At 48.6% G+C, this 24759-nt stretch carries 22 protein-coding genes; 13 read left to right on the plus strand and 9 right to left on the minus strand.

All coding sequences use genetic code 11. From position 1 onward, the window contains the following. Complete coding sequence (locus ACXAFI_RS00330; protein ID WP_172975460.1) at positions 1-1227, minus strand: hypothetical protein; 1227 nt, start codon at positions 1225-1227, stop codon at positions 1-3. Between the two features lie 226 nt (positions 1228-1453). On the opposite strand from ACXAFI_RS00330, the gene ACXAFI_RS00335 reads away from it, so the two are divergent. The 6 genes from ACXAFI_RS00335 to ACXAFI_RS00360 are packed head-to-tail and all read left to right on the plus strand — an operon-like array spanning position 1454 to position 7469. After that, positions 1454-4066 carry an HzsA-related protein gene (locus tag ACXAFI_RS00335; RefSeq protein WP_475107223.1) on the plus strand — a complete coding sequence of 871 codons (2613 nt, stop codon included), beginning with the start codon at positions 1454-1456 and terminating at the stop codon, positions 4064-4066. 3 nt (positions 4067-4069) lie between these two features. After that, a complete protein-coding gene (locus ACXAFI_RS00340) occupies positions 4070-4966 on the plus strand; it encodes an SH3 domain-containing protein (protein ID WP_475107224.1) in 897 nt (298 codons plus the stop codon). Continuing rightward, entirely contained in the window at positions 4936-5589 is a 654-nt protein-coding gene (locus tag ACXAFI_RS00345) for an outer membrane beta-barrel domain-containing protein (RefSeq protein WP_475107225.1), read from the plus strand. The genes ACXAFI_RS00340 and ACXAFI_RS00345 overlap by 31 nt, the downstream gene beginning before the upstream one ends. A gap of 32 nt (positions 5590-5621) precedes the next feature. After that, complete coding sequence (locus ACXAFI_RS00350) at positions 5622-6098, plus strand: TlpA family protein disulfide reductase (protein ID WP_444920341.1); 477 nt, start codon at positions 5622-5624, stop codon at positions 6096-6098. 5 nt (positions 6099-6103) lie between these two features. Further along, entirely contained in the window at positions 6104-6322 is a 219-nt protein-coding gene (locus ACXAFI_RS00355; RefSeq protein ID WP_152455513.1) for a DUF4266 domain-containing protein, read from the plus strand. Continuing rightward, on the plus strand, positions 6309-7469 hold the full coding sequence (locus tag ACXAFI_RS00360) for a DUF3570 domain-containing protein (RefSeq protein ID WP_475107226.1): 1161 nt from the start codon (positions 6309-6311) through the stop codon (positions 7467-7469). The genes ACXAFI_RS00355 and ACXAFI_RS00360 overlap by 14 nt, the downstream gene beginning before the upstream one ends. A gap of 109 nt (positions 7470-7578) precedes the next feature. Here ACXAFI_RS00360 and ACXAFI_RS00365 read toward each other — a convergent pair whose 3' ends face one another. Both ACXAFI_RS00365 and ACXAFI_RS00370 read right to left on the minus strand, forming a co-directional pair. Further along, positions 7579-7896: an antibiotic biosynthesis monooxygenase family protein gene (locus ACXAFI_RS00365; protein ID WP_475107227.1), complete on the minus strand. Its 318-nt coding sequence runs from the start codon at positions 7894-7896 to the stop codon at positions 7579-7581. A 4-nt stretch (positions 7897-7900) separates the two neighbouring features. Further along, positions 7901-8233, minus strand: a complete 333-nt coding sequence (locus tag ACXAFI_RS00370) for an NIPSNAP family protein (RefSeq protein WP_475107228.1) — start codon at positions 8231-8233, stop codon at positions 7901-7903. Between the two features lie 86 nt (positions 8234-8319). On the opposite strand from ACXAFI_RS00370, the gene ACXAFI_RS00375 reads away from it, so the two are divergent. From ACXAFI_RS00375 to ACXAFI_RS00395, 5 genes are all read left to right on the plus strand, one after another. Then, entirely contained in the window at positions 8320-9009 is a 690-nt protein-coding gene (locus tag ACXAFI_RS00375) for an ArsR/SmtB family transcription factor (RefSeq protein WP_475107229.1), read from the plus strand. A gap of 162 nt (positions 9010-9171) precedes the next feature. Then, positions 9172-9795, plus strand: a complete 624-nt coding sequence (locus tag ACXAFI_RS00380; protein ID WP_475107230.1) for a GDSL-type esterase/lipase family protein — start codon at positions 9172-9174, stop codon at positions 9793-9795. 272 nt (positions 9796-10067) lie between these two features. Beyond that, on the plus strand, positions 10068-11330 hold the full coding sequence (locus ACXAFI_RS00385) for a pyridoxal phosphate-dependent decarboxylase family protein (protein WP_475107231.1): 1263 nt from the start codon (positions 10068-10070) through the stop codon (positions 11328-11330). Positions 11331-11524: 194 nt separating this feature from the next. Then, positions 11525-11866 carry a hypothetical protein gene (locus ACXAFI_RS00390; protein ID WP_475107232.1) on the plus strand — a complete coding sequence of 114 codons (342 nt, stop codon included), beginning with the start codon at positions 11525-11527 and terminating at the stop codon, positions 11864-11866. A 65-nt stretch (positions 11867-11931) separates the two neighbouring features. Continuing rightward, positions 11932-12873 carry an alpha/beta fold hydrolase gene (locus ACXAFI_RS00395; protein WP_475109784.1) on the plus strand — a complete coding sequence of 314 codons (942 nt, stop codon included), beginning with the start codon at positions 11932-11934 and terminating at the stop codon, positions 12871-12873. Between the two features lie 67 nt (positions 12874-12940). On the opposite strand, the gene ACXAFI_RS00400 is transcribed toward ACXAFI_RS00395, so the two are convergent. Then, on the minus strand, positions 12941-13654 hold the full coding sequence (locus ACXAFI_RS00400) for a DUF2884 family protein (RefSeq protein WP_475107233.1): 714 nt from the start codon (positions 13652-13654) through the stop codon (positions 12941-12943). 255 nt (positions 13655-13909) lie between these two features. Between ACXAFI_RS00400 and ACXAFI_RS00405 the strand changes: the two genes are divergently transcribed. Beyond that, positions 13910-16303, plus strand: coding sequence for a zinc-dependent metalloprotease (locus tag ACXAFI_RS00405; RefSeq protein ID WP_475107234.1), 2394 nt, complete (start codon positions 13910-13912; stop codon positions 16301-16303). 84 nt (positions 16304-16387) lie between these two features. Here ACXAFI_RS00405 and ACXAFI_RS00410 read toward each other — a convergent pair whose 3' ends face one another. Both ACXAFI_RS00410 and ACXAFI_RS00415 read right to left on the minus strand, forming a co-directional pair. Then, the gene (locus ACXAFI_RS00410; RefSeq protein WP_475107235.1) at positions 16388-17212 is read right to left on the minus strand and encodes a transglutaminase domain-containing protein; all 825 of its coding nucleotides are present in this window, start codon (positions 17210-17212) and stop codon (positions 16388-16390) included. 4 nt (positions 17213-17216) lie between these two features. Beyond that, positions 17217-17447 (minus strand): DUF350 domain-containing protein, encoded by a 231-nt coding sequence (locus ACXAFI_RS00415; RefSeq protein WP_152455492.1) that lies wholly within the window; start codon positions 17445-17447, stop codon positions 17217-17219. Positions 17448-17597: 150 nt separating this feature from the next. Here ACXAFI_RS00415 and ACXAFI_RS00420 point away from each other — a divergent pair, with 150 nt between their 5' ends. Next, positions 17598-18485 carry an SPFH domain-containing protein gene (locus ACXAFI_RS00420; RefSeq protein WP_444920330.1) on the plus strand — a complete coding sequence of 296 codons (888 nt, stop codon included), beginning with the start codon at positions 17598-17600 and terminating at the stop codon, positions 18483-18485. Positions 18486-19002: 517 nt separating this feature from the next. Here ACXAFI_RS00420 and ACXAFI_RS00425 read toward each other — a convergent pair. The 3 genes from ACXAFI_RS00425 to ACXAFI_RS00435 form a co-directional block, all read right to left on the minus strand. Next, on the minus strand, positions 19003-20505 hold the full coding sequence (locus ACXAFI_RS00425; RefSeq protein ID WP_475107236.1) for a S8 family serine peptidase: 1503 nt from the start codon (positions 20503-20505) through the stop codon (positions 19003-19005). Between the two features lie 319 nt (positions 20506-20824). After that, the gene (locus tag ACXAFI_RS00430; protein ID WP_475107237.1) at positions 20825-23644 is read right to left on the minus strand and encodes a M16 family metallopeptidase; all 2820 of its coding nucleotides are present in this window, start codon (positions 23642-23644) and stop codon (positions 20825-20827) included. Positions 23645-23977: 333 nt separating this feature from the next. Next, complete coding sequence (locus ACXAFI_RS00435) at positions 23978-24376, minus strand: globin (RefSeq protein WP_152455484.1); 399 nt, start codon at positions 24374-24376, stop codon at positions 23978-23980. Between the last annotated feature and the right edge of the window lie 383 nt (positions 24377-24759).

The following is a 24759-nucleotide window of genomic DNA, read 5'->3' on the forward strand; positions in this document are numbered from 1 at the left end:
TTAATCCCCCGCGCAATAAACTGCAGTGTCGGCGTATACCTGCTTCAGTTTGTAACCGGAGCTGCTGAAGTTGTCCGTGATGGTTTCTATGCGTGCGCGATCACTGGCATCTTCGGGTTCACGTAAGCACACTTGGCGAAAAACTTTGGTGACTTGGCAGGTGGCGAAAGCACGACTATTAGCGAATTCTTCACCGAGAGACTTTGCCCCGTTACCGCTACCGGGCAGGGCGCTGCTCCACCCCAGGTGAAGGTTGGGCCCTTCACGCCAGTAGTTATCCCAGCGGTCGTCGGGTAGCTGATATCCATGGGGAAAATTTGCCGCATTAATATGGTTTTTGGCCTTCACGCGACTACCGGTTTCCGGGTCTGTATCTCCTGCGCCGTTGTAGTCGAGGGCTCCGTTATTACCTTCCGGATCATTGTCCGCATCGTAGACATAATCGTAATAAGCGAATGCTTGGGCCATAGGGTCCATGCCGCTATGACAGCTGACGCAGTTGTTCTGGAATACCCGGCTATCCCCACCTGGGCTGCGACTCACATCTTGGCGAATTCGATCCGGTGGCCGAGTGCTGTCTTGCACTTGTTCCATATCCCGGCACATGTGGTTGAGCAGAGTAAAACGGAACATAGCTCGGTTGGTGCCAGCACTAAAAAAGGCTTTTGCTGCGGCGCGACTGGTAATCACCCCAGCGGTGGCGCTGGCAGGGAGTCCATTGAGGGATGACTGACTCTGTTGGGTGAGATTTTCTTTCAGGGAATAACCACCAGCTTCCAGAGCTTCGTAGTGATCATTATTACTGGTGCTGTAGCCTGGCAACCCGGAAACATTCCCGGTATACAGAATATTTGCCGATAGCAATTGGCGAAAATCCATATCGTCCCGCACCATGCCGATAACGGTTGCACTGTAATCGTTCAATGGCGCAAACACATCCTGCTCTTCGTTAGTCCAGGGAGTGGCCAGATTTTTCAGGGTCACATTAAAGAAATCATCGTGTTGCATCGCTGTATAGGCAGCGCTGGCAGGATCGCCGTTGGCAATGTCCTCGGCCATATCCAGCAATACACTTTCAGAGGGAATGGTGCCGGTGATACGACTATGAATTTGCAGGGCCTGATCCTGTGGGGCAGCGAGAGCTGGAAGATTCCAAAGGCCGGCCCCAATTATTGCGCCTACCACTGTGAGCTGGATCTTATGCGCTCGGGACGAATTATTTTTCATTGGATTATTTTGTCGATGGGGTCAGTGGGGTATGTCAAGGCATACTAAAAGCGAATTTCGATAATGTCAGAATGACTTTTAATATTTGCGTCCCAGTTGGCAAACTTTTTGTGCGCAACTTGCGAGAATTACCCTCAGCGCTAATAACCGCGCACAGAATAATGAAGGGCCTTCAGCAAATATTACCGGCATATTGCTGGTGCCTATGCCGGGTGGATAAAAAATAATGAAATCTTTGCGTGCAGTGCCGCTACTGCTGTTGGTAGCTGCTTGTAGTGGCGGTGGTTCCTCAAGTGGTGGGGAACAGGCGGAAGATCCGGTGGCAGTGGATTACCCTATTGCCTTCGTGCGTCGCCAGCTTATTAAGGATGATGAAGGTGCCCTGGAGCCAGACAGCGTATACCAACCCCAGGATTTTTTCCCTGGAGCCGAGCTGGTCCTTAAGGATCGGGCTACAGCAAGTGCTGCAGAGACGGTAATTACCGCAGAAGTTTTTACCGGTGACTACGATGTTAAAGACCTGAATACCTCAGCAGATGGCCAGCGCCTGATATTCGCGATGCGCGCACCGGAATTGGAAGATGCTGATGACGATAAGCAGCCTACCTGGAATATCTGGTTATATGATCTTGAAACCAAAGAACTGAAAAGAGTCATACAATCCGACCTTGTTGCAGAGGAAGGGCAGGATGTTGCCCCGGCTTTTTTGCCAGATGGACGTATAGTTTTTTCTTCTAGTCGCCAACGCCGAGCGCGTGCTTTGTTACTGGATGATAATAAACCGCAATTTTCTGCTCTGACAGATGATCAGGATGCGCCCGCTTTTGTATTACATGTGATGGAGACGGATGGCAGTGATATTCGTCAGATCTCATTCAATCAAAGCCACGATCTCAATCCTACTGTACTGAATAATGGGCGGATCCTGTTTAATCGTTGGGATAATGCCGCCGGTGTAGATCGTTTAAGCCTCTATACCATCAAACCAGATGGTAGTGACCTGTCATTCCATTATGGTTACCACAGCCAGGAAACCGGCACCGAAAACTCTATTGCGACTTTCTCCAAACCGCGTGAAATGCCAGATGGACGTTTACTGGTAAACCTGCGTTCACCTGCGGGAGTAAGTTACGGCGGCGACCTAGTGGCTATCGATGGAATAAATTACAGCGAAGCCTACAGTGAGGCCGGCGGCGAGGGTGAGCTGGTTGGTCAGCACTCTATCTCCTTTGCTGAAGTCACCACTGATGGGACACTCTCATACCATGGCACATTCTCTGCAGCGTGGCCTTTCTACGATGGCACTAGCAGACTGCTCGTCTCCTGGAGTGAATGTCGTATTGTGGAGGAAGAAACGGAGCTACTGCGTCCTTGCCCGCAAACAATAGGGGAAGAAGAGGAGCCGGTTTTAGCTGATCCGCTTTTTGGCCTGTGGATCTATGATTTCGAGGCCGGCACCCAATTGCCAATTATCGTCGCAGAAGAAGGCGAAATGATTTCTGAGGGTGTGGTCCTGGAGCCCCGCACGGAGCCAACTTATATTCCCGATCCAATTCCTGGAATAGACGTAGATGGCGATCTAGTGCAGGAGTCAGTGGGTATTTTGGATGTCCGTAGTGTCTACGATTTTGATGGTGAGGATATAGCGGGAATAGAAACTCTCGCTGATCCTGCTATCACTACTGCCGATGACCGCCCCGCGCGTTTCCTGCGTATCGTTAAAGCGGTGGCGATTCCAGACGATGATATTCTGGATTTTGATGGTTCGGCTTTTGGGCGCAACCGTCGACAGGGTATGCGTGAAATCCTGGGTTATACACCTATACAACCCGATGGTTCTGTACGAGTCAAAGTACCAGCTGATATTCCCTTCGCAATTTCAGTAGTGGATGCTGAGGGCAAGAGAATTTTTGAGCAGCACAATAACTGGCTGCAGTTGCGACCTGGCGAAGTACGTAGCTGTAATGGCTGTCACACTAGCGAGAGTGAAGTCGCGCATGGTCGCGCGGATATGCAGCTGGAATCTGCCTGGAAGGGAGCCCCGACTTCTGCAGCGCCCTTTGCCAATACCGAGCCCGCGTTGCAGGCAGAAATGGGTGAAACCATGGCGCAGTTATTGGCTCGGATTGTTGGAGAAGTTGGATTAAAAGGGGGTATACACTTTTCTGATGTCTGGACCGATCCAGCAGTTCGCGCCAAAGATACTGATATATCCCTGACCTACGCCGATTTATTGACTGAAATCCCTGCGCCGCTGGTCTGTCTAGATAATTGGAATAGCAATTGTCGGAGTGTTATTCACTACGAACAGCATATCCAGCCAATCTGGGAGTTACCACGTCAGGTTGTGGATAACACCGGCACAGTGATCAGTGACAACACCTGTATAGCCTGCCACTCCCCAGTAGATGCCGCTGGCGCTACACGAGTCCCCGCTGCGCAACTGGATCTCACCGCCAGCGCATCCAGTGCAAACGATGCTTGGTTTACCTCTTATGCCGAGCTACTGGTTGAAAGTCCGATATTGGATCTTGTCGGCGGGATTTTAACTCCGCGGATGCGACAGGAGACGGATAACCAGGGCAATCCGGTGTTTGAAACCGATGAAGATGGCAATTTAATTCTCGATGCGAATGGTAATCCTATTCCGGTGATGGTTGTTGTAACCAGCTCTTCAGTTCTGGCTGAAAATGCGGCAGAAAGTACTTTTTTTCCAGTGTTCTCTCCCGGTGGTGCGCACGCGGGATTATTGCAGCCAGCTGAATTACGCCTGATTGCTGAGTGGTTGGATATCGGCGCCCAGTACTATAACGATCCTTTTGCTGCACCGGCTGATTGATCTATGTCCATTATTAAAAAATATGTTTTAACGACCCTACTGTTGGGAACCAACTTGCTCTCTGCTTTGGTATTTGCAGATGGTGCCAACGCTACACAAGCCGTTGAGGGGGTAGACGTTGAAGTGCAAACAGCTTTGGAGAATTTACCAGAGGGACGCCCAGCAGAAGAAGAAAAAGCGAACCCAATAAATCCCATTGTTATCGATGCTCAACCCGACATACCTGATGACGCTGAGCGGGTTACAGTGGGTAATGCATATATCAATATTTATCGAGGCCCCGGTCGTGGCTATCCGATTTTTCACGTAGCTGAATATGGCGAAAAAATCTGGTTGCTTAAGCGCCGTACCGATTGGGTAAAGGTGTTGGCACCGCGTAATAAAACCGGTTGGGTACGGATTTCGGATCTGCAGGAAATTTATGGCGAGGAAGGTGAACTGGTGCGAGTTCCCCTACCTGATTTCAGGGACGTGGATGCAGGTTTCTTTTATCTGGGTTTCTCCTATGGCGATTTTGCCGGAGCCAACTCTTTGGGGACAACGCTCGGCTACCAATTTACTTCTAATTTAGCTACCGAATTTCGGGCTACTCAGGCAGTCGGCGAGTTTTCTGATAGCCAAGTGTATCAAATGGCAGTAGTACATCAGCCGTTCCCACACTGGCGAATGTCTCCTTATTTTCTACTTGGTGCTGGTCTGAATATCACATCGCCTAACGCAACTATTATCGCTACAGAAGATCGCCAGGATACAGTCATGCTGGCAGGCGTAGGGATAAAAACCTATTTATCGCGCCGTTTTGCCCTTAAGGCGGAATACGCCAACCACTACCTGCTCACCTCGCGGGAAAATAATCAGGAGATAGTCGAGTGGAAACTTGGTTTCGACGTATATCTATAGGCACTGCAACCCTATCCACACTGTTTAGTGCCCAAGCCTGTGTTGCCCAGCAAGGTGAGGATATTATCGCAGATATTGTCGTTTCAGATTTGGAGCGTCGTGAGGTGCGTGATGCACTGATCGATAGTGAAAATATTGAGCTGGGTATTTTTGCCGGGGTTATTAATGTAGAAGACTTTGGCTCCAATGCACTTTATGGTACATCAGTTTCCTACCATATTACTGAAGATTTATTTATGGAGGGCACCTATGCGCAAACTGAGCTAGGTGAGTCCAGCTTTGAGCGTTTAAGTGGTGCTGCTCCTCTATTGACCGATGAGCAAAGGGAGCTGAGCTATTACAACTTCTCTCTGGGCTGGAATATTTTTCAAGGTGAATATTTTATCTCGGATGACTGGGCATTCAATACTGATTTTTACTTGGTAAGTGGCGCCGGAAATACCTCTTTTGCAGATGAAGAGCATTTTACCTACAACTTCGGTGTCGGAGTGCGTTTGTTGGCCAATGATTGGTTGGCATTACGTTTTGATGTGCGTGATCACGTATTTGAACACGAATTATTTGGCGAGGCACAAACCACCCACAACCTGTCTAGCCAATTAGGATTTACTGTATTTTTCTAATTATTTAAAAATAGTCGATAAGGATTTTTAATATGTTACGGTTCGTTGTCTCATTTGTATTACTTGTATCGTCGATAGGAATTAGTGCTTCCGAACCTTCTAGAGATTTCACTCTGGCTTCTAATCAAGGAGCAAACCTGCGCCTGGCGGAACAGCGTGGTGAAGTGATTATGCTGAACTTCTGGGCATCCTGGTGTGGGCCCTGTCGGCAAGAAATGCCTTTACTGGATCAGTTACACGAGCGTTACTCTGCAGCTGGTTTTCAGGTTTGGGGGGTAAATGTGGATGCACATCGATCTGATGCTGAGAAATTATTGGGGAAAATACCGGTGGATTTCCCCATCTTGTTTGATAGCACCAGTGAGGTGAGCAAAATGTACGGTATTGATGCTATGCCGAGCACCGTTTTTATAGACAGAGATGGCAATGTCCGTCATATCCATAAAGGCTATCGCGACGGTGATGAGGCAGCCTATAAAAAGATTATCAAGGAATTAATCCGAGAGTAATAGTTATGTTGCGCTACTTGTTGCCGCTGTTGTCGGTATCGCTATTCAGTGGCTGCACAGTAACGCCCTGGATTGCTCCTTACGAACGTCAATATCTGGCGGACCCAATTATGAGTTTTGAAAGAGATCCGGTTGCCGCCAGTTATATGAACCATGTCTATGAAGCTCGTGAAGCGGCCAGGGGAGCCGAAGGTGGTAGTGGAGGCGGATGTGGTTGTAACTAAATTGTTGCGCTATTGCCTCGCTTTAGGGGTATTTTTTCCGGCCTACGTTTCTGCTGCTGTGTTACCTGAGGAGCGGGCCGACAATATGTATCATGCCTATAGTGGTGGAGGCGTGACCATTGATGGCCCCTCGGTATTGATTCGCAAGAATATTGGTAGCAATGTCTCCTTCTCTGCAAATTACTATGTGGATATGATTTCCGGAGCCTCTATTGATGTGGAAGCAACTGCCAGTAAATATTCTGAACAGCGAGATCAATACTCTCTCGGTGCAGACTATTTGCTAGATAAAACAACCATTAGTGTGGGTTATACCAATAGTTCGGAAAATGACTATGAGGCAGAGACAGTTGCTTTTGGTATCAGCCAGGGATTTTTCGGTGATCTTAGCACCGTTGATCTACGTGTCAGCTATGGTAGCGACGATGTATATCGAAATGGCGACGATAATTTTGCTGATGAAGCGGAACATCGCCGCTACGCGTTCAGCTGGAACCAGATACTTACTCAAAAGTTGATTGCTGAGTTGAGTGTCGAGACGGTCTCCGATGAGGGATTTCTCAACAACCCCTACCGCAGCGTACGCTACTTGGACCCTGCATCTGGTACAGGCTTTAGTTACCAGGCTGAGCTTTACCCAAGAACACGCAACAGTGATGCCGTGTCTATTCGGGCTAAATATCGGTTGCCCTACCGCGCATCCATAAAAGGTGAGTATCGTCGCTATGCGGATAGTTGGGGGATAAATGCGGATAATATTGAATTTCGTTATACCCATCCCTTGGAAGAGCAAGATGAGTGGATTCTAGAAGGTAAGTTCCGCTATTACCAACAATCCAGCGCCGATTTTTATAGCGACTTATTTCCTTATCTGAATGCCACTAATTTCCGCGCGCGAGATAAGGAAATGAGTAATTTTACCACCCTGGCCTTTGGTTTGGGGATTTCCTATGAGTTGCCACAACGCTGGTCGCTATTCAACCAAAAGAACAGTATTAGTTTCTACTGGGATCATATTCTTTTTGACTATGAAGACTTCCTAGACGTAACGGTGAATGATGATGGCAGTGCCATAACACCTGGAAGCGAGCCAGCCTATAGTTTCTCTGCAAATGTTATCCGCCTTTTCTGGACGGTGCGAATTTGATAATCCCTTTCTTTCAATTGGATATCGATTGTCGAAACTCAGAACTCCTCTCAATAGGGAAGCATACTTCCCATTGAGAGTAGTGGTTGAAATTGAAAGCTAAAGAGGATTAATTCTCATCACCTCGATCAATATCATAATCCTTTATTACTTTGGCAACTCGTATCCGGTAGTGATCAAACAGGTTGTCTCTGCCCAGTTGTTGAGCATTCCGATGCTGGAACTGGCACTTCCAGGATCGTACGGCTTGCTCGTCCCGCCAAAAAGATAGCGAAAGAAGGTTATCTGGATTGGTGAGGCTCTCGAACCTCTCCACAGAGATAAACCCATCAATCTGTTCGAGGAACTCTCTCAGTTGCCGTGCTTTGGAAAAGTAGACCTCTTTGCTATCCTTTTTAGGTTTAACTTCAAAGATTACTGCAATCAAGGCTCTAGCCTCCCTTCAAGCGTATATAAGTAGATGGGACAGCGGTGAGGAATGAGCGCTTATCCTCCAGAATAAATTGATGCCTTTGGGCAAATAAAAAATTGTGATGGCCATCTTCCGATAATTTTTGTCGTGCTCTATATTGCTCGTAACTCACCAGACTATCGAAACTGATCAGTCCAACGGCACGATTATTTGTGCCTTCATGGGGTAGAAAATAGCCTAAGAGTTCGCCTCCGCACTCAGGGACAATTTGTCCCCAATTCTCTGCATACTCTTTGAATTCATCCAGTTGATGGGGGTTTATACGATACTCGATAAAGCAGGTAATCGTCATAGGTTTTGCCTCTGTTAGGAATAAGTTGCATTCTATGGCTCGGCATTTTTTATGCTTCGATCTACAACGAACTATCTGGTGTGTGTATGGAGCCTGATATCTCCCTGGTGGCGGGTCTGATTGGTGATAAGACTCGCTCGAGAATGCTAATGGCACTGATGAGTGGCAAAGCTCTGACGGCAACCGAGTTGGCCTGTGAGGCTGATATTAGTGCTCAGACAGCGAGTACGCATTTATCCAAGCTCACCGAGGGTGGTTTACTGGTGGTGCGCAAACAGGGGCGCCATAAGTATTTTCAGTTGCGCGATCATGAGGTGGCGGAAATACTGGAGAAGCTGCTCAATATAAGTTGTACGCAGACGCAAAGAAGTGTTGGTACTGGCCCTGCAAATCCGGACCTGAGAAAAGCTCGAATTTGTTACGATCACCTGGCCGGGAGCCTCGGTGTTGCCCTATATGACTCTTTAATGGCAGAAGGTGTCATCATCGAAGAGTCTCAGAGTGCGGAATTGACCGAAACAGGGAGGGGATTTTTTTCAAATCTAGGTGTTGATATTGAGGGGTTGAAAAATGCTCGGCGTCCATTGTGCAAGTCTTGTCTAGACTGGAGTGAGAGACGCAACCACCTGGCAGGCAGTCTGGGTCAATGGATATTAGAGGATGCGCTTAGCAAAAACTGGGCGCGGAGAAGATTGGATTCTCGCGTGATTGACTTCTCAAACGTCGGCCTTAAGAAATTCCTGCATAACTATCGAATATCATTTGAAATTTGTTGACGGGCGGTAAATGGGTGTATTACCCGCCTATTCATATAGGAATTTTATATTGCTTGAATAATTGCTCTTTAAGTTCGCGTTTCATTTATTTTTTAAACTATTTTTCTGTTGGTGGTGACTTGTAGCGTGTAGGCAATCCAAATTAACGTGTAGGTTATTCCTATGACTAGAAGAGTTCCCAAAAAGTTAGCCTTTATTGGTTCCAGCTCCATCTATGGCCGAGGTGATACGGAGCTGGGAGGCTTCGTTCAAAGGTTTCGTTTCCGTTTCGAACCTTTGAATCCCAAAAACTTAGTCTACGCATTGGGAATATTTGGTGAAAGTGTTGTATCGCTTACTCAGCGCGTTTCAGCGGAACTCTCTGTGAGAAGACCTCATTTAATAGGACTCTACCCCGGCTATAATGATATTTGCCGTATTGGTGGGGAAGAGTCAAAGAATACGGTAGCCTTGGATTTTTTTCGTCAAGCGATGTTAGAGCTACTGCAAGCATCCAGTAAAATCGCCCCCAGCTTTGTCATGACCGGCATCCCCTTTGATGAGCGGCGAACAACGCCCTATCGCGATAGTGATAGCTATTTCTTTCAAAAAGATGCACAGCTGTATAGCCAAGTGGTGAGAGAGGTGGCCTTGAGTGAGGGCACCCCCGTTCTGGATTTTGAAAGTTTATGGGGCTCACTGGAGATTATTCCGCTGCTTTCTGAAGATGGGCTCCATGCAAACCCCGTTGGGCATCAATTACTTTGTGAGCAGACCTGGGATTTTATTTCGAAAAATTATTTTTAGGCTATCTGCTTTGAATGGATGTGATTTATGACCTTATCAATCGTTCATATTTGATCGATATTTTATTTTTTGTTGCGAAATTTTCGCTACCGCCTAAGAATGTTGAGGAATTTTGATAAAGGGAAGTGTGAGGCGGAAAGATGGGAAACAATAACATCACCAGTAATTTGGAATCTTTGAAGGCTCTGTCTGAGGCAAGTCGATGTGCTGAGGAGTATATATCCAAAATACGCGAACGAAGAGTTAGTCCATCATCCTTGGAGTTGGCTGAGTTGGCAAGATTAAACTCTTCCCTGCCCCGCAAAGGGCAGGATGCGCAACAGGTGATTGCAGACCTCCATCATTACGCATCTCCCGCCACTGTGGCGAGTACCGGTGGTCGCTTTTTTGGTTTGGTGGTCGGAGGTTCTACTCCGGCGGCAATGGGGGCCTCTATTTTAAATGCGGCCTGGGACCAGGTAGCAGTACTCGAATCATCGGCACCATCGGCAATTTACTTGGAGCGCATTGCCGCTCAGTGGTTGTTGCAATTATTAGAGTTGCCGGAAGAAAGTAGTGTTGGATTTACCACTGGTTCCTCTATGGCGAACATGGTTTGTCTGGCTGCGGCGCGCAACCGTCAATATGAGAAACTGGGTATTGATCTGGCTAAAAAGGGACTTGCCGGAGTACTGCCGCTGAGGATTATTGTATCTGAAGAATCCCATGTCACAGTGCATAAAGCCTTGTCGATTCTCGGAATTGGTACAGACCAATTGGTGAAAGCTCCCTGTGACCAGCAGGGTCGGGTACTTGTGGATTCTTTCCCCGAATTAGATGAAACCACCATCGTGTGTTTGCAGGCAGGCAACGTAAATTCCGGTCATTTCGATCCTTTTGAAGAAATCATCCCTAGGGCGAAGGCGGCTGGAGCCTGGGTACATGTGGATGGCGCTTTTGGCTTGTGGGCGGCGGTTTCACCTAGGCTGCGACACCTGACTGCGGGTGTCGCGTTGGCGGACTCCTGGGCGGTTGATGGGCACAAATGGCTGAATACACCCTACGATTGTGGCGTTGCTATCTGTCGCGAGGCCCAGGCAGTACACCGTGTTATGACTACACAGGCGCCTTATTTACAGGCTGGAATTCAGGTACCACCGAAAGATATGGTGCCTGAGTTTTCCCGCCGCGCCCGGGGCGTTGAGGTCTGGGCGGCGATTCAGGAGATGGGCTGTGAAGGTGTAGCTAATTTGGTGGAGCGGTGCTGCGATTATGCCCGTCAGTTTGCTGATGGCCTGGCCAATTTAGGCTTTGAGATTCTCAATGAAGTGGTGCTGAATCAGGTGGTCGCCAGTATCAATGACGAATCCGCGTTGCAGCAGATTGTTGGTATTGTGCAGGAGGAGGGTGTGTGCTGGTTCGGTACGACCGTGTGGCAGGGGAGAATGGCGTTACGTCTCAGCATCTCTTCTTGGGCTACCACGGCGGAGGATATTACTTTGTCATTGGATTCTATCCGCCGGGCGATGGAACAGGTGCTTGAGGCTAAGGAATAAATTCGGCTTATAACCTGGCAGTTCCTGTGTACAAGGCCTGGCCCTGTCGCAATACGCGATGGCAATACTTATTAAGCCTCGGTAAAGCTGCTTATCTAATGGATTCAGAACTCCATTGCTGAATGCGGTCTATTCTTCTGGTTGGCCCACAGATTTTAATTGGGCAGAACGGGGTAAATGGACACAGGGAGCAAATGAGCGATTATCCTCGGGCCTTGGAAATTACCTTCGACTCAGTGCGTAATGTCGGCCTGGCTGCAGCCTTGCTGGGGGCTGCTGCGGTGATTATTCAGGCTCCCTCCCTTGCTTTTAATCTCACCTGGCTGGCCTATACCGAAGCGGCGCTACTGGCGGGATTATCTGCTCTATTACAGGTGTTAAATCTTGGCGCCTGGTTCCTATCCATGCGTCACCTGGGGTACAACCGGTTTTGGCTTATTCTGGCTGGTGGTCTCTTTATGATTTTATTGATGCACTTTTATGTGGCTGTCGCCTCGACCAGCCTCAAAGGGCTGACATTGACTTCGATAAAATAATGATTTTTCTGATTACGCTGTCTTCTTAAACAATCAGCACGGGCCAGGGAGGCCCTGTCGTGATTATGACATTCTGGATTGTCCTTATACTTCTGCTGATTTTTATCTGGTTGCTGGGAATCGCGTTTTTCAGTCCTAATCTGAGCCGCAACGAATTATCTCGTTTTTCCTACAACCAGTTGGCTTTTACCGATGGTTTCTCGGTGAACTACCGGGAAGTAGGCAGGGAGGGGCGCCCACTGCTTTTATGTTTTCACGGTGGTGGTGACTCCTTGGGGGGCTGGGGTGAGTGGGCAAAAGTTTTGGCTAGGGATTACCATCTAATACTGGTGGATCTTCCTGGCCACGGTCTCACAGATCCCTTGCCGGGGGGAACTTATACCCCGAAGCACCTGGCAGATTTTATCGCGCGATTTATTGAGACAATGGGATTGCAGAGGTTTGTTCTAGTTGGTCACTCCTTTGGAGGCAATGCGGTACTGCGCTACTTGATTGAACATCCCGATACTGCTGAAGCTGCAATCTTGATTGCACCGGGCGGTTATCAATGCGATAAGGGGTTGAAAATGCCTACTATGATGGCGCGTTTCGTACTCAGTTACTGGGGACGACGCTTTGTTGCTCATCTGGGTAGCCGTGGGTTGCTGAGGAAAATGTTAAGGGCCCGTTTTTTCTACAATTCAAATGCGCTGCCGGAAAAAATGGTGGAGCGTATTTATCTGCTCTCTCGCTATAAGAAAAATCGTGGCACGGCTATTAATCTTGTCGCTAATGCCACAGTCAATTTTCAGCCGCTTTTAGGGCTTGAAAATATCCAGACTCCGGTTTTATTTCTCTGGGGAGCAGAAGATCGAATTATTCCTCTGGAGGTAGGCGAATATTTTTCTCATCAAATACCGAATAGTAAGTTGATCGCCTACGAAAAAGTCGGACATATGACGCATGTGGAACACGCGAAGGGCAGTGTTCGCGATGCAAAGAAATTTCTTAAAAATCTGCAACTGTAATAAATAAAAAAAGGCCGCAGAGCGGCCAGGTTTGGGGGGGTAAAATTAAGGCCGGTTGGCAGTAATACTATTTGACCAGGTCATAGTCGCCCAGCTCGGGCACGGCTTGATGTACTTGTGTTTCCAGTTGGTCGATGGACTGCAGAGAGGCGCAAAGTTGCTCGGCAGTTTGCTCAATCTGTTCTGAACGCTGTTCCAATAACTGCTCTGCCTGTTCGGTAGCGCGCTCCTCTATACTCTGTCCGCCGGTGAAGGCGGCCTTGAGAGCGTGCCAGGCGATAGTACCCGCGGCATCCTTGGCCAGGCGTTCGATACGGGGTTCAAACTCTTTGGAGATTGTCTCATCTATAAAGTTGCCAATCTCAGTATCGCCGAGATAGTAAATTTCCCCCTCACGATTGAGGCGATCCTCGGTACGCTGGATTAAATCCGCAGAGAATTGTTTAAGCTCCTGGTTCTCTGGGTGATCCGGGCCCGCGAGAGCACTGATAGCGATAGACAATCCGTCCATGGCGATATCAACGGCTTCCAGTGTAACTAAAAGGGTGTCGCGGCCGGCGATGTGTAGTTTTTGGCGATACTCCTGCAACAATTGTTGTTGTTGGGCATCCAGAGTTATCTGGCTTCCATTTACCAGTAGCTGTGCCGGTGAATGGAAGTACACCAATTGTTGCTTATCCCCATCCTCGTGCACTTCGAAGAAGTCGGGCCCCACTTTTACTGTGTAGTCGAGAGTTGACTCACAGTTGTCGGTATCGATATGAATGGACCCGTGTGCCATTGCCTGTCCTACTCCACCCAAACCAATTAGTGTTGAAATCGCAAGTGGTTTCCACATAGTTGAATCTCTGTTTTTGTGCCTTTCCCCTTCAGACGAGACGGGAAGTGCAAATGGATGCAGAAGGTAAGAAAATTTTTTAGCCTGTTTTTTGTACAGATTGGGGTTGTTCTAAATGCTACCCTTGGCCGTAATCCAGATGTGGTCAGGGTACCGCTGGGTATTGGCTTTTAATAATTAAAAATTGGGGGACGGCAAATGTCATTCAGCAGGCATTTGATGGCTCTGTGCCTGGTGCTATTAAGCACAGTAGCTCGAGCCGAGGGTATCGCCGAGTATACGGCGGATATGCGTAAATACAGTGGGTATCACAATTTCTACTGGGATGAGGATAGCGGCCGAGTGCTGTTGCAGATCGATACGTTTGAGCGTGAGCTGCTGCTCCTCACCGGTCTAGCTCAGGGGCTGGGGTCCAATCCTGTGGGCTTGGACCGCAATCAGGTGGGTGAGAGCCGTTTGGTGAAGTTCCAGCGTGTAGGCAACAAGGTACTCTTGCACCAGGTAAACGCTCACTACCGCGCTGAGTCTGAAAATCTGGCAGAGCGCCGTGCGGTAGAAGAGGCTTTTGCCTCTTCAGTGCTCTGGGGATTTGAAGTTTTAGCACAAAATGATGGTGCTACATTGGTGGACTTCACCCCCTTCTTGCTTAGCGATCAGCACGGCATTGGGGCTCGCCTGAAACAGGCGGAGCAGGGCAGTTATTCTGTGGATAAATCCAAGTCCGCGATCTTTTTACCGCGCACTAAGAATTTCCCCAAAAACAGCGAGTTTGAGGCTCAGCTGACCTTTTCCGGTAGCAAACCCGGTAAATATTTGCGCGAGGTGGTGCCAACCCCGACTCTGGTTTCCCTACGCCAGCATATCTCCTTAATCGAACTTCCCGATCGAGAGTACCAGCCGCGAGTGTTCCACAGTCGCAGCGGTTATTTTCCTTTCACTTTCCGTGATTACGCCTCGGCAATCGACCAACCTCTGGATCAGCGTTTTATCTACCGGCACCGTCTAGAGAAAAAACCGGGTAGTGATGAAGTGGTTGAGCCAATTGTCTACTACGTGGATTCAGGTGTACCAGAACCGGTACGCAGTGCGTTGGTAGAGGGGGCCAGCTGGTGGAACCAGGCTTTTACCGCAGTCGGTTATAAGGATGCCTTCCGTGTGGAAATCCTGCCGGAAAACGCGGACCCCCTAGATGTGCGCTACAACGTGATCAACTGGGTGCACCGTTCCACGCGTGGCTGGTCTTATGGTTACTCCGTGTTTGACCCCCGTACCGGCGAAATCCTAAAGGGTAATGTGACTCTTGGTTCCCTGCGTGTGCGTCAGGACTTCCTGATCGCCCAGGGGTTGCTACAACCATATTCCGACGAATCTGCTGATACTGCGGCCTTAAAGGCTATGGCGCTGGCTCGTATTCGCCAGCTATCAGCCCACGAAGTGGGCCACACACTGGGCCTTGCCCATAATTTTGCCGCGAGTGCAGCGGAGCGCGCTTCGGTAATGGATTATCCGGCGCCGCTGGTTTCTTTATTGGGCACGGAGTTGGATTTCTCCAAGGCTTATGCCACTGGTATCGGCGCTTGGGATAAGCTGGCAATTCGCTATGGCTACGGTAATGGCGAGGAGGAGCAATCCTATCTGGATAGGACCATTGCCGAGGCAGGGGAACAAAAACTGCGTTTTATCTCCGATCCAGATTCCCGCGTGATCAACAATGCTCATGCTTCCTCTCACTTATGGGATAACGGCAAGGACCCCCTGGAGGAATTCAGCCGTCTGACAGAGTTGCGCCGCCACGCCTTGGAGAATTTTTCCCGTGCGGCAAATCCTAAATCTGCACCTCGTTCCGATCTGGAGGAGACGCTGGTACCGGTTTATTACGGGCATCGCTATCAGGCGGAAGCGGTGGGTAAGTTGATCGGAGGGTTGGATTACGATTACTTATATAATGGAGCTGAGCAGAATAGCTACACACTCGTGCCCGCCGAGCGTCAGCAGCAAGCCATAGATTCGCTAGTGGGAACCTTATCACCAGAATTTCTGGCCTTGCCGGAACAGGTTCTACAGCTGATTCCCCCTAAGTCTTATGGTTATGAACGGACCAGGGAGAGTTTTCCCTCCCATACCGGCGTGGCGTTTGATGCAGTGGCTCTGGCCGAGGCCGCGGCGGGTCATACCCTGTCGATTCTATTGGACCCGCAGCGGGCGGCGCGTATGGATCAGCAAAACGCGCGCAGTAGTGAGATTCCTGCTTTCGACAGCTTATTGGGGCGACTCACTACGTTAGCTTTGGATGATGCACCGTATTCGGGTTTGCAGGCGGCGATTCACCAGCGCGCCAATCATGTATATATCCAGCATCTGATGCTGCTCGCCAGTGACCGCACTGCTGCAGAATCGGTAAGGGCTAAGGCGCAGTTGCAGCTGGCCAAATTCCAACTGGCACTTGGGCAGAAAAAGTTATTTGGTGAAGATACGCAGGGATACAACGCACATTATTATTTCCAGGCTAAGCGTATTGAGTCATTCATGCGCGGCGAACTGGAGGTCAAAGCCGAGGATATCAAGGCGATGCCGCCGGGATCACCAATTTGAGTCCTGCCTAGATCTTGTTAAACATTGAGCTTGGGGTTTTAATTAATTCACCCGGTAAATTTCCGGGTGAATTCCCAGGCAGGATCAACTGCGAATAAACTGGGATTTTTTTATCCAGTGAATACCGCGATACTTTCTTGTGGATGCGGAATTACGCTTTGCCCAAAAGAAGTTGCGATTGAATTGGAATTCCACTTCATAACCCTCAGCCAGGGCCGCCAGTGGCATCGCCTGCCAGCTGGCCTGACGTCGCTTGCTGGTGGCTTCTAGCAGATATTCTTGGTTGTCCACTATCGCCACCACCCAGGCGTGCCCCTGGCCTTTATGTGTACCCAATGCCACTCGTGCATCCACACCAAGTTCAATCAACCAGTCGGCCAGTAAGATTGCATGGTCTTCACAGTCACCGCGTTTTTGAAAATAAGCTTGGCGGGATGTCTGCCATATATCGGAAAGGCCAGCGTACTGCAGGTGGTCGTACTGATACTCCTTCTGCATTGCCAGAGTATATAGCGGTACCCAAAGTTCCCGGGTTTGGAAGGGCTTAAAGCCTACCAGATAGCTATTGGCAAAATGATGCTGTTTATCCAAACCGCGCGCTGAAGCCGTGACGGCCTCTAACCCCTGCCAGTTCCAAATAGAAACATGGGCGCTCTCCTCCAGGGAGCGTTTGGCTACCACTTGCTGGATGGTTTTCTCGGATAGTGGATAACTGGTACCCGTGACTCTTACGACCCCGTTCTGGCGATCCATTATGGAAGTATTGGTAGAACTATAGGCTCTACTTGCGGATGTAAGGGGCTGACCTGCTGGAGTACGCACGCTTGGATTGTGTACGGTATTGCGGAAAATTTCCGGCAGCATTAACAACGTAGAGAAAATGAACAACGGGGCTATCCATCGGCTCACAGCTCTATCCTTTTAAGCCAAAAGAAATGATGATGGCAACAAAAATCAAAATTGTGGAAGCAAAGATGGAGACTGCAATATTGCCGTTTTTCAGTTCGCCCTCAATATCCACTGTGCGCAGTAATTTTTTATCAATAGTTATTAAGGCAACGATTCCAACAAAAAGGGCTAATATAGTGTAAAGCAGGTTGATGCCGAGATTAAATAGCGTTGCGGTGATGAATTCCAGTTGCATGTCTCTATTTCAGTAGGTTGAATTTAAGTTTAATTTTTCAGGAAGATAAAAAAATTTTATACAGATTGTAGCATCTTTCATCTTATTACTCCGTCTTGTTGTGCATGTATAATTGCAATATCTTATTTTTTTCATTGCATGGTGTTAATAATGCGTTTTGTTTCAGTCTTGGGTCTGATGGCCTCTCTTCTTTTAGTGTCTGCTTGTGGTGAGCGAGTGGAAGTACCGCCTGCGCATGTGGGAAAAGTATTAACTGAGAGTGGCTATAAGCCCGAAGTGGTACCGCCTTCTAAATTTCGCCTGGATATGTGTATGTTCTATTGTGACAGGCTGGTCACAATGACAATTGCAGATTTTGGTCATCTGGAAAAATTCAAGGTCTTTATGCCCAAAGACCAGCTTAATATGAGCTTTGATATTCGCATGACTGGTGCCATCAGCAATGATGCCATTGATAGTGTCTTCGACCGTATTCCTCCAGAGAATAATAATATTTCGGTAAATCGTGTCTATGGAACTTATGCTCAGCCGGTAATTCGGGATGTAGTGCGCCGTGTGGTGGCTAAGTATTCTATCAATGAGATTGCTTCCAGTAGAGAGTCCCTCAGTCACGAGTTGTTTAGTGAGGTTTCTAAAGCCCTCAAAGGCACGCCCATTGAGGTTAAGCGCCTGGGTCTGGCCGATATCCAGTTCCCCAAGGTCATCACGCAGGCTAAGGAGCGCGCAGCTGAGCGGCGTGAGCTGATAGAGCAGGAAAAAGCACAATTTCAAATTCAGAAAATCCAAATGGAGCGCGATCTGGAGCGGGAAAAGATGAATCGTGCTATTGCCCGTGAAAAGGCGATTGGACAAAAAGAAGTCAATGATCTGCTGGCCAAGTCAGTAACTGATAAATACTTAGCCTATAGGACTCTGGAAGTCCTCGATAAAATGGCTGAGTCGAATAACAAGGTTTTCCTCCCCGTAGAAGCTCTGGGGACTATAGGTATGCAGCATGCAGTGCTAAATGACCAGGTAAAACGGGTGGCAGGTAAATAAGGAATAATAACAAGAGGCTGAAAGCAATTTTCAGCTTCTTTAATTTTTCAGTCATTTAATAATATCTGCTACCTAATATTTCCTATATTTTTGTGCTCTTTTTTATTGTTGAGCACGGTTTAATCATAATTAAATTTTCAGTCTTTATTGGTGGGTCTTTTTACGCGAATTTATTTACTGAAGATACCGCCCAGGACAAGCACACAAGCTTGAGGATCTAAGGCGTCGTCAAGCGTATAAGGCCCAGAAAGTGACTGGTGGCGTGTGGCAACAAATAGATAACCTTACTCGGAAAGAGTTATTCATGGGGCTGCAGGTTGATCTGCTTGCAGCATAAGGAAATTGCAGTTATTACCTGAAACCAAGGTCGCTAGATAAGAGCTGAGAGATCAATGCTCTCCTGCCTTGTAGTGAATATTAGAATTTAAATACTTGGCTAGGATATTTATTCACTGAGAATAACTGATGCCTGAGGGGGAGCAAGTCGCTCCCCCAAACAGGAAAGGCCTGCTAAGAATTACATGGAACCAGTACAACCATTGGCTGCCAAGTAATCAAAGGCGGCTTTGGCCTGGACCAAACCATAGCCATAAGCATTATCTCGGCCCGAATCACCCAAATCCTCTGCAGTAGCCTGCAGGGCAGTGCGGATTTCTGAATTACTGCAGTTCGGGTAATGGCTCCAAACTAAAGCAGCAACGCCAGCAACATGTGGGGTCGCCATGGATGTACCGTTAAAGTAGGCATAATCGTTAGCTTCGGTTTCGATAGTTGCACTGGCACCCAGTTGAGTTAACAAGGTGCTGCCATCGGTATCGGAGATACCCACGGAAGGAATATGGGTCTCCACGCCACCATGGGTGCCATAAAGCATTCCGGGCACATTGTTGTAAATGATCGCTCCGACACCGCCACCGGCTTCACAATTCAGGACTTTTTCAGCAAAGCTGATATTGCCGCGTTGAATCAGGCAGATTTTTCCTGCTGCGCTGACGCAAGCAGATTCAGCCGTTCCGCAATCTTCCAGGGCTCCAGTGATAACGCCAGTGGGGGTACCTGCCATTGCTGCGGCTTCGACTACAGTGCCGGCTACTTCCAAAGTGGCTGCTTGGCCGCTGCCAGTGGGAATAGAGGAAAGTACCTGAACTCCAGGGCCTGCGAGTTCAACCTGATTGGTTTGCTGGGAAAAACCAGCGATGTTTTTATCGCTATCGATCGCTGCTACGGAGACAACGGAGTTGTAAGAAGCTGGGTAGCTATGACGGGTGTTGCCATCATTACCTGCGGCAGCAACAGAGAGAATGCCACGCTTGTTGAGGTTATCGAAGCCGCGTCTCTCAAAGAAGTTTGCCCTGTCGCCACCGAGGCTCATATTAATCACGTTTGCACCATTGGCTGCACACTCTTCAGCAGCGGCAATCAACGATGAAGAGTAGGCCCATCCGTCTGCACCAAAGACTTTGACGATGTGCAAATTGATATTGCTGTTTGGCATTACCCCTACAACGCCGGTGTCGTTGTTCATAGCGGCGATAGTGCCAGCTACATGGGTGCCGTGGCTATTTTGGTCTTCATACCAGTTGCCGGCACCATCTGGGTCGCTGCTACCGGTAACCGCGTTACCTGACAGGTCTTCGTGTCCCAGGTCGTAACCGGAGTCAATGATACATACGGTGCGGTTGCCGGCCTGCAGGTCGCTGAGCTGGTCTGCCTGTACCATAGGTATACCATAAGGCATCTCCTGGGACAGGGGATAACGCTTTAGGTCCTCTTCTATAAAGGCAACGTTTGGGTTCCTGCGCAGTGCCATCAGCGCCTTTGCCGGAAGGTGTGCGGCCATGGCGTTGTGGTTGCGAATTTCAAGGGCTCTTTGCCCTCCATTTTGTTGTACCAGAGACCTGACGGCCTCCCCCTTGCCTTCCTTGAATGTGACGATATAGCGCTTGTCTTCGGCGCTGGCTGATATTGCGAAGCTAAAAGCCAGGGCACCGCTGGCAAATATCGAAAGGGCCTTTTTCATGAGTTACTCCTTAACAGATATTATTTTATTTTTGGAGAGGAAAAATCCTTGCGAGAAGTAAATCCCGCCCTCCCCGACATGAAAAATAACAACCTTTTGGTTTTTGAGAAATAAAAAACGAGCTTTTTATATAAAAAAATACACTTTTTTTAAGTTGGCTAAACTTGGCGCTTTTTTTGTTGAAAGGTTTTCTTTTGGAAACGTTTATTTACGGCGGGTTTAAAAATAAAAAATACTACTTAAGTATTTAAATTTCAGATCGCTTGTACATAAATTAGTAGTTAGACGCATTGCTGCGTCTAACTACTTTAAGCGCGGGTTAATTGAGGGTTATCTTTTCGATTGGTTTGCCATTGATGTCGAGTTCTATAATTTTGCCAATATTAAGCTCTCGAAGACCGCTCTCAATTTTCCTTTTATCACCAACAATCACCCAGGTAAATTGATCCGGCTTAATGGTGTCTTGGGACAACTTATGTATGGTTGATAGATTGACTTCCCGGATTTTGTCTGTATAGCTATCCATATAATCCAGTGGGCGGTCGTAAGTGATCATATTCGAGACTGCGCTGGCGACAGCTTTAATAGTTTCGAAGCTACCAGGCAATTCATTGACCTTTTTGTTTTTGACCTTTTGCAACTCTTCTTCCCGTGCGGGTTTGCTACTTATGTAACTGCGTAGCTCAGTCTGTAATTCCATCAGGGATTCTTTGGTTTTATCCGTTTGCACTGGGGCATAAACCATTAGTGGTTGTTGGCCTTTTGCCCCGGTCAAAAAAGAGTAGGCACCGTAGGCCCAGTGCTTATCTTCGCGCAGGTTCATATTCAAGCGTGCGGTAAATGTCCCTCCGAAAATATCATTCATCATATGCATTGCATCGCGCTCGGCAATCTTCTCAGACGGTGCCAGTAAGCCACCAATGATAATGCTTTGCTCTGCGTCGGGCTTATTGATCAGGTACAGACTGGCTTTTTGGGGATGCGCCACCTGAGCGAGGTTTTTCTGGGGCAGCGGGCTTTCTGGTGCGCTCCAGTCGCCAAAATGTTGCTCCAGTTTTTGTGTAAGTGCTTCCAGATTGATATCACCAACGGCAATAAGGGTGGCATTGTCTGGGCGAAGCCAGGTTTGGTGGTAGTTCACCAAGTCATCGCGATTGAGTGACTCAATAGATGCCTCTGTACCGGAGCCAGTAAACGGTACGCTGTAGGCATGGCCCTCTCCATAGAGTAATGGCGGCAAGCTGCGCAGTGCCATTTGAACAGGGCGGGTCTTTTCTTGTTGAATAGCTGCGATCCAGCGCGCTCGTTTGCGCTCAATTTCCTCTTTTGAAAAAGCCGGGTGCATAACAATATCGGCGAATAATGCTACCGAATCATCTAGATTATTCTTCAATGCGTTGAGGCGCACAGTAGAACTGTCGATGTCAGCCCCTGTACTGATATGCGCACCCAGTAGTTCTTCTCTCGCGCTTATTTGCAGGGCATCCAGCTTGCTGGTGCCCTCTTTCAGCATGGACATGGCATAACTGGAAGTGCCCAATTTGTTGCCTTGATCTGCGGCATAGCCGGCATCAAACTGCAGGCGCATATCCACAACAGGCACTGAATTTCGTTCAGCCAGAATTACTTTAAGACCGTTGGAAAGTTCGGCAGTTTGTAACTTGGGGAAGGGCACACTGGGGAAATTACCTGTTTCGGGGAGCTTGCTTCGATCTGCTCCACTTTTAGCTACGTCATACTCGGGAAAGGGCAGAACCTCAAGATTGTAATCGCCGCTGGATAGCCATTTCTGTGCGGCTTTGCGAACCTGTTGAGTGGTGATTTTTTGTTTTTCAGTCAGTGCATCCAGGTAGGCATTGGGGTTGCTCTGATAGAGCTCTCCGCGCGCAAGGAGCACTCCTTTACCGCCCCAGCCACCGACTTGCTCGAGGTTACGCACCATTGAGGCATAATCGCTCATATTAACCCTGGCCAGTTCCTCCTGGGTTGGTCCCTCGCTGAGGAACTTTTCTAACTCCTCCTCAATGGCGGCCTCGACCTCAGCAAGCGCCACTCCGGGCTTAGCGTCTGCGGTAATAGGGAAGATGGAAGAAAGTTCGAATTCATGCAGGCCAACACTGATGTTGGTGGCGATTTGATCTTTATAAACCAGGCGTTTATACAGGCGTGAATTCTTGCCATCTCCGAGCACCGCTGCGGCCAGGGCAATAGCATTGGCGTCTTCATGGGTGAGATTGGGTGTATTCCAGACTTTATAAAGACGGGGTTGGGCTACACGATCAAACATTTGCTCGCGGCTGGATTGCTCTCGCTTGGCAATCCAGGCTTTTTTCTTGACTAACGGCGGTCCAGCGGGGATATCGCCAAAGTAATGGTTCGCCTTAGCCTTGGCCGTTTCCACATCGATATCGCCAGCCAAAACTAACACGGTATTGGCTGCACCATAGTATTGTTTGAACCATTCATGCACGTCCTCAAGAGTTGCCGCATTGAGGTCTTCCATCGAACCAATGGTAGTCCAGGAGTAGGGGTGGTTTGCTGGGTAGATCGCCTTTTGCATGCGCTCCCAGACCTTTCCATAGGGCTGGTTTTGCCCTTGGCGTTTTTCGTTCTGAACCACCCCGCGTTGCTCATCGAGTTTTTCCTGAGTGATAACCCCCAGCAGGTGGCCCATACGGTCCGATTCCATCCAAAGGGCCATATCCAAGGCGTTAGTCGGCACAGTTTCGAAATAATTGGTACGGTCCAGCCAAGTGGTACCATTCATTCCCGTGGCACCGGCCTGTTCAAAAGGTTTGAAGTACTCGTCGTTGTAATTTTCCGAGCCATTGAACATCAAGTGCTCAAATAAATGGGCAAAACCTGTGCGTCCAGGCTTTTCATCCTTGGAGCCAACGTGATACCAGACGCCCACAGAAACAATGGGGGCTTTGCGATCTTCATGCACGATAACGCGCAGACCATTCGGCAGGGTAAATTTTTCGTAATTGATGGAAAGTGGGGCTGTGGTACTTATTGTGGAGGCTAGGGTGGGGTCAGGAGAGTTCGCCTCGCGATTCTCACCTAATGGCGCTTTCCCACAAGCGGATATGGCCAATGCTAGTGTCAGGGGGATGCTGTACCTTCGTACAATTTTCATAAGATTTCCTTGTCGAATTATTTAATACTCGTGTTTAAGGAGCTTTCGAGTAACTGGTAATAAAGGCTCTATCGCTAGCTAGGGCTGCTGATGATTAAATTATTTTGAAAAAATTAATCAACGATCGCTTTCTTAGGGTGGCTAGTTTATGGCAAGGCTACCTGTGCGACACAATTAAAGACTCAGGCGATAGGTCTATTGTAAGCCGTTAAAGATTCTCAAATACTCTAGCGGAAATGCTGGGTTTTATAGCGGGCGAGGGAGCGTCTGGCAAACACGTTGGTTTACGCGCAGATGGCTCCCTCTTCAGATAGCTCTCGATAGCCTGGCGGCTTAGTAGGCTTGGCGAATAATATCGATTCCCGGCGTGATGGCACGGTTCCAGGCGGCTTCAATTTCTGGAGAAAACTCACTGTCATGCTGGCGCAGGGTGGCTATAAGTGCATCCAGCCATAGGCGGTACCATTCGGGACGAATATTGTATCCAGTTCGGTCGTGGCTTTTACCCAGGGCGCGCAGCTTGGTATCGGACATGCCGCGGGCGTATAGCACCAGCTGCATGATGCCGTTGCGCAGTAGGTGGCGCTGAGCCTTCATATCCGTATTGGCAAACAGGTTACGAATATCTGCAGAGCTGCCCATAAAGCGATCATAAAAATCCTTAAAGAATTCCTCATTGTTACAGCAGCGCCCATAACTTTGAAAAACCATATCGCTGTCGGATTGTTCCATCGGTAATTAATCTCCTTATGTGCACCCGCCGCTACTGAGGCATACGCCGGGTTCTGTTTAATTGTGCTTTTGAAGGGGGCGGGAATTCTAGCGGCGCGGCATTTGAGCGAAAAGAACTTTCGTATCAATAGGTTACAGTGCGGAATGGGAGCATTCGAGGACCGCTTACTGGCAGCAGGGAGAGAGCCTGTACCTGAAGCCATATCTGTTTATTGAGTACTTGGTACAAGTTTTCCACCAAAAACGTCGAGGCGTATGTGTAGCTGGCTTATATGGATGGGGTTTCAGGTTTGGCGTTTGGTGTCTGGCAGTGCTTTGGACAAACAGTCTCTAGGGGAATCCCTGCCTTTTCCGGTCTTATGAGTGAATCTGCCATGTTTTTC

The sequence above is a fragment of the Microbulbifer sp. ABH2_005 genome (genome assembly GCF_056160005.1).

What these genes read in the sequence shown, in the direction of transcription:
- ACXAFI_RS00420 (WP_444920330.1), top strand. Translation starts at nt 17,598, where the DNA reads ATGCGTTTTGTTTCAGTCTTGGGTCTGATGGCCTCTCTTCTTTTAGTG.
- ACXAFI_RS00340 (WP_475107224.1), top strand. Translation starts at nt 4,070, where the DNA reads ATGTCCATTATTAAAAAATATGTTTTAACGACCCTACTGTTGGGAACC.
- ACXAFI_RS00430 (WP_475107237.1), bottom strand. Translation starts at nt 23,644, where the DNA reads ATGAAAATTGTACGAAGGTACAGCATCCCCCTGACACTAGCATTGGCC.
- ACXAFI_RS00415 (WP_152455492.1), bottom strand. Translation starts at nt 17,447, where the DNA reads ATGCAACTGGAATTCATCACCGCAACGCTATTTAATCTCGGCATCAAC.
- ACXAFI_RS00375 (WP_475107229.1), top strand. Translation starts at nt 8,320, where the DNA reads ATGGAGCCTGATATCTCCCTGGTGGCGGGTCTGATTGGTGATAAGACT.
- ACXAFI_RS00400 (WP_475107233.1), bottom strand. Translation starts at nt 13,654, where the DNA reads ATGGCACACGGGTCCATTCATATCGATACCGACAACTGTGAGTCAACT.
- ACXAFI_RS00425 (WP_475107236.1), bottom strand. Translation starts at nt 20,505, where the DNA reads ATGAAAAAGGCCCTTTCGATATTTGCCAGCGGTGCCCTGGCTTTTAGC.
- ACXAFI_RS00395 (WP_475109784.1), top strand. Translation starts at nt 11,932, where the DNA reads ATGACATTCTGGATTGTCCTTATACTTCTGCTGATTTTTATCTGGTTG.
- ACXAFI_RS00330 (WP_172975460.1), bottom strand. Translation starts at nt 1,227, where the DNA reads ATGAAAAATAATTCGTCCCGAGCGCATAAGATCCAGCTCACAGTGGTA.
- ACXAFI_RS00370 (WP_475107228.1), bottom strand. Translation starts at nt 8,233, where the DNA reads ATGACGATTACCTGCTTTATCGAGTATCGTATAAACCCCCATCAACTG.
- ACXAFI_RS00390 (WP_475107232.1), top strand. Translation starts at nt 11,525, where the DNA reads ATGAGCGATTATCCTCGGGCCTTGGAAATTACCTTCGACTCAGTGCGT.
- ACXAFI_RS00335 (WP_475107223.1), top strand. Translation starts at nt 1,454, where the DNA reads ATGAAATCTTTGCGTGCAGTGCCGCTACTGCTGTTGGTAGCTGCTTGT.
- ACXAFI_RS00355 (WP_152455513.1), top strand. Translation starts at nt 6,104, where the DNA reads ATGTTGCGCTACTTGTTGCCGCTGTTGTCGGTATCGCTATTCAGTGGC.
- ACXAFI_RS00350 (WP_444920341.1), top strand. Translation starts at nt 5,622, where the DNA reads ATGTTACGGTTCGTTGTCTCATTTGTATTACTTGTATCGTCGATAGGA.
- ACXAFI_RS00405 (WP_475107234.1), top strand. Translation starts at nt 13,910, where the DNA reads ATGTCATTCAGCAGGCATTTGATGGCTCTGTGCCTGGTGCTATTAAGC.
- ACXAFI_RS00380 (WP_475107230.1), top strand. Translation starts at nt 9,172, where the DNA reads ATGACTAGAAGAGTTCCCAAAAAGTTAGCCTTTATTGGTTCCAGCTCC.
- ACXAFI_RS00435 (WP_152455484.1), bottom strand. Translation starts at nt 24,376, where the DNA reads ATGGAACAATCCGACAGCGATATGGTTTTTCAAAGTTATGGGCGCTGC.